We start from the raw sequence: 3,774 nt of genomic DNA on the forward strand, positions 1-3,774 counted from the left end.
GATCTGGATCATCTACTGACGTTCGTGGACGTTCGCCGCGTCCGAGGATCAGTGGGCGTGCGTCCGCCGACGTTCGCGGTCGTCTGCCGGCTTGCCTGTCAGTGTGGCTGTCACCGGCATACGGCCCGGATCGATCACGTAATGGTGGGCTGGCGCGTCGGTCGGCGAGCATGCTGGGAGGCATGGCGGAGGATCTTCTGTCGCTGGTGGTGGCTGACCCGATGATCGGCCACGGGCAGGCGTGTATCCGGGGGACACGGGTGCCGGTGAGCGTCGTCCTCGACTGCCTTGCTGACGGTATGTCCGATGGGGAGATCCTCGCGGAGTACCCGGCGTTGAGCGTGCCGGGGATCCGCGTGGCAGCGGCCTACGGCGCGCGTCTGGCGCGGGAGGACCTCGTGCCGCTGCGCACCGCGCCGTGAAGGTCAAGCTCGACGAGGGCCTCTCGGTCTCGCTCGCCGAGCGCCTGGCGAAGCACGGGATCGACGCTGACGCCGTCTACCCTACGTCACGTTCCCTTCCGTTCTGCGGGAGCCTGGGGGTGAGATTCCCCCCGGGCGACCCAACCCGACGAGGAACGGCCTCCTGCTGATCGTGGTTTCTCGCCAAAGACACCGTGACCATCAGAAGGCCGTGATGGAGAGTTTGCAAGAAGAGCAGCCCTCGCGCCGAGGCCCCGGTCCGGGCACTGGTCAGCTTGTCGTTGGCGCCGGAGCATCGGCGCGACCACGGCGCCCGCTACGACGGACCAGAGCTACGGCTGGATGCCCCTGAGCTCGTGAGGACCGCCGTAGCGCCAGGCCGTCCGGGTGATACCCAGGCAATGGTTGGGATCAGCCGCCTCCGCGGTGGTGCCGGAGTAGTAGTCGTGGGTGAACCCGGACGTGTTGTTGAAAATCGAGTTGGGTATCGGGTTAGCTAGCGTCTCGTCGGCCCACACGTACGGGGTTGCCGTCCCGCAGTGTACGTACTGCCCGGCAGTGGCGTGGTTGTTGACGGTCGGTGTCGGCGCCACCCCGAGTGCCTCAAAGTAGTCCAGGATTGAGTGGCCGAACTCGTGCTTGAACACGTTGCGGTGACCATAGTTGATGGCGGCGTCGAGAATCAACGTGCTGTAGGTCTGCCCGGTTCCCATGGGGGGCGTGAGCCCGGCCGCGCTGCCGATCCATTCCGGCTGGCCGGTGGCGGTATTCGTCCCGGTGGCAGGCCAGATCACGATGACCGAGTCGAACGACGGGTCCTGATCGGCAGCGGTGTTGCCCGGCGACGGCCACCATCCGTCGCCGCTGCGGTCGAGTGCGCTGAGGGGCCGTGTCGGGAAGCGAACCGTCAGGCTCGGCGTCATGGTGCCGCTGGCGAGGGCGGGAAGGTCGGTCTTGATAAAATCGTGGGTCGCGCGCGCCGCTCGGTCTCGCTGGTCCTGGGTCAGCTGCGCGACCACGTGGTGCGTGGTGCCGTCGGACGCGGGGAAGGAGAAGTCCAGGTTCGGATAGATGAGGGCCAGGATCTTCCATCGGGGCGCCGAGGAGCCCGGCTCAAGCCGCTCCAGTTTGATGTCGTCGTACCAGGCCGTGCCCGTGGTCGTGCCGGACCAGTAGCCGAGCCGGGCCGCAACGGTCAGCTCGTGGCTGTCTGCGGAGTTGACGCTCACCCAGACCTTCGTCCAGTCGGACGTGCCGAATACGCCGGGTGAGCGGTCCCAGGTGCCCAGGAAGCCGAGGCTGGCTCCCGCGTCGACCGGGTTGGTCGAGTGCGCGACGCCTACTGTCTTGATCCATCCCGTTATCCGGTACAGCGTGTGCGGCTGCACGGCAACGGTCTGCGACCACCACGCGTCGTTGGGCTGCGGCGAGGAAATGCTGACACTCCGGTGTCCACTGCGGGCCACTGAGCTGGACCAGGAAAATGTGGTCGTAGGTTGGAAGGCGCCGGATGTCCATGCCTGCGGCGCGGCGGCGGATGCGTCCCGCGGTAGCTCGAACCGTCCGTTGACGAGGCCGGTCGAGTTGTCCAAGGCGTACGCGGTCGGACCGATCACGCCCACTCCCACCGCGACGGCCAACGCCGCGATGACGACGACGGGCAAGCGCCGCAACGCGAGCGGTCGGCGCTCTTCCGAACGCCCGCCCGATGGGCATTCTACCGATCGACGTTCCTCCGAGACCCCGGGGCTGCGCAGTGGCAATAATCGTCGGAACATGTCTCCCCCGCTTTTTCCTGGATTGGCAATGGCGACGAAACAATACACTCCCGCGATCGCCGACAAGCCCGCAGGCTTGGCATTAATCAGATATTAATGGATGCGAAACCATTATTTTCCCAGCTGTCGGCGGGCCACCGTTGACCCGGACCGGAAGCGGCGCAGGCCGTGCCCTTCTCGGCGACAACCTGGGCTGAGCACATCGCGGCGAGCTCCCGGCTGGAGACGGTCAGCTCACCCACCAGCCCGGCCAGCCGTCGGTCGTTCCGGTGCCGGCCACTGGCCATCCGCAGGTACGCGACCGTCATCAGATTCCATCGTGTCCCAGCCGTCTCCGTGCTCGATCGCGTCCACTCGATGGGCGACGACACCGCGGTATGCGGCCGGCCACCTTTTGGGGATCTCGGTGATCGGCGTCGAGCCATGCCGGGAGAACCAGGTCGTGTTTCTCCCCACGAGCTACGATCGTTCTGATCAGAACGCGGAGAGTGCTCGCGCAGATGCGGCGGGCCTCATCTAGGGAGGGTCGTGTCCTCGGCGTGCTCTGTGCCCTCGTCCGGTTGACGCCGTGACCATCGGGTGCCTAAGATGATCTTAGTTTCTCCCCGCCGTCCTCCGGGACTGGCGGGGCTTTTCTAGATCGGCTGCTTCCGTGGTGCCACTCCCTGGACGCTGACGATTACGCAGCCTGCCGGGACTACACCGACTACACGGCGATCTGGCTGGCAGACCGATGGCTGCCGCAAAGCGGTCGGCTACCGTGATGCCGTCGGACTGCATCTGAGCCAGATCGACGAGGCTGATGAGCTGCTGACGCGTACTCTCGAACGATCACTCGCTTCGCTCACGATCCTCTGGGTCCCCCGGACTCGTTGGCGCTACTGATCGGCATGGTGCTGGACCAGCAGAACAGCGTAATACGCTGTGTTACGATAACGGCATGCCAAACATTCGGTTCACGATCTCGACGTCCTCGGATGTCCAGGCCGCGATCAGGATGCACGCTGAGGCAGCAGGTATGGATGTGTCCGCCTACATGATTGCGGCGGCTGTCGCGCAGATGGCTCGCGACGATGCTGTCACGGCGACCTTCGCGGCACTTGACGCGCGTAACCAGGCAGCCTTCGAGCAGGCTGGCGGTGTCCCTGAGACGGGCCTGCCGTCGTTCGACGCCCTGACCACGGACGAGCAGGCGCTCGTCCACCGGGTCCTGAACAGTGCGCTTGGATCGGACGCCGCGAGCGTTGCATGATCGCGCGTACTGTCGTCTATGACGCCGGGATGCTCGTGGCGCTCCTGCGAGACAGCTCGGCGGCACGGCTGCTTCATCACGGCCTGCGCGCAGCTCCGCACCGGCCGGTCGTCATCGGCCCGGTTCTCGCCCAGGCGTGGCGACCGGACCCGAAGACGCTACAGTCCTTCAGCCAGTACCTGAAGGACTGCACCGTGCCCCAGACTCGGGAGAGCGCGTCCCCCATGCGCGGCGTGTCGGGCGTCCCCGCCGGTTGCGTCGCCTGCGCGAGAACCTTCACTCTTGACTCGTACAAGCGGGCGGGGGCCATGCTCGCCGAGGC

The 3,774-nt window shown here is 66.1% G+C and carries 5 protein-coding genes; 3 read left to right on the forward strand and 2 right to left on the reverse strand.

Features of this window, described 5'->3' with window-relative positions; genetic code table 11:
- Window positions 1-182 precede the first annotated feature (182 nt).
- A complete protein-coding gene (locus tag MJ783_RS22575) occupies window positions 183-422 on the forward strand; it encodes a DUF433 domain-containing protein (RefSeq protein ID WP_239313747.1) in 240 nt (79 codons plus the stop codon).
- Window positions 423-754: 332 nt separating this feature from the next.
- On the opposite strand, the gene MJ783_RS22580 is transcribed toward MJ783_RS22575, so the two are convergent.
- Together MJ783_RS22580 and MJ783_RS22585 are read right to left on the reverse strand one after the other, a co-directional pair.
- A complete protein-coding gene (locus tag MJ783_RS22580; protein WP_239313749.1) occupies window positions 755-2,086 on the reverse strand; it encodes a hypothetical protein in 1,332 nt (443 codons plus the stop codon).
- Between the two features lie 200 nt (window positions 2,087-2,286).
- Complete coding sequence (locus MJ783_RS22585) at window positions 2,287-2,508, reverse strand: hypothetical protein (RefSeq protein ID WP_239313751.1); 222 nt, start codon at window positions 2,506-2,508, stop codon at window positions 2,287-2,289.
- Between the two features lie 632 nt (window positions 2,509-3,140).
- On the opposite strand from MJ783_RS22585, the gene MJ783_RS22590 reads away from it, so the two are divergent.
- Together MJ783_RS22590 and MJ783_RS22595 are read left to right on the forward strand one after the other, a co-directional pair.
- Window positions 3,141-3,452 (forward strand): hypothetical protein, encoded by a 312-nt coding sequence (locus tag MJ783_RS22590; protein WP_239313753.1) that lies wholly within the window; start codon window positions 3,141-3,143, stop codon window positions 3,450-3,452.
- The coding region (locus MJ783_RS22595) for a hypothetical protein (RefSeq protein ID WP_239313755.1) at window positions 3,449-3,774 on the forward strand (326 nt) is incomplete at its 3' end. The genes MJ783_RS22590 and MJ783_RS22595, both read left to right, overlap by 4 nt.

Origin of the sequence: Protofrankia sp. Cj3, from assembly GCF_917627355.1 — a bacterium.
GTDB lineage: Bacteria > Actinomycetota > Actinomycetes > Frankiales > Frankiaceae > Protofrankia.

What these genes read in the sequence shown, in the direction of transcription:
- MJ783_RS22575 (WP_239313747.1), top strand. Translation starts at nt 183, where the DNA reads ATGGCGGAGGATCTTCTGTCGCTGGTGGTGGCTGACCCGATGATCGGC.
- MJ783_RS22585 (WP_239313751.1), bottom strand. Translation starts at nt 2,508, where the DNA reads ATGACGGTCGCGTACCTGCGGATGGCCAGTGGCCGGCACCGGAACGAC.
- MJ783_RS22590 (WP_239313753.1), top strand. Translation starts at nt 3,141, where the DNA reads ATGCCAAACATTCGGTTCACGATCTCGACGTCCTCGGATGTCCAGGCC.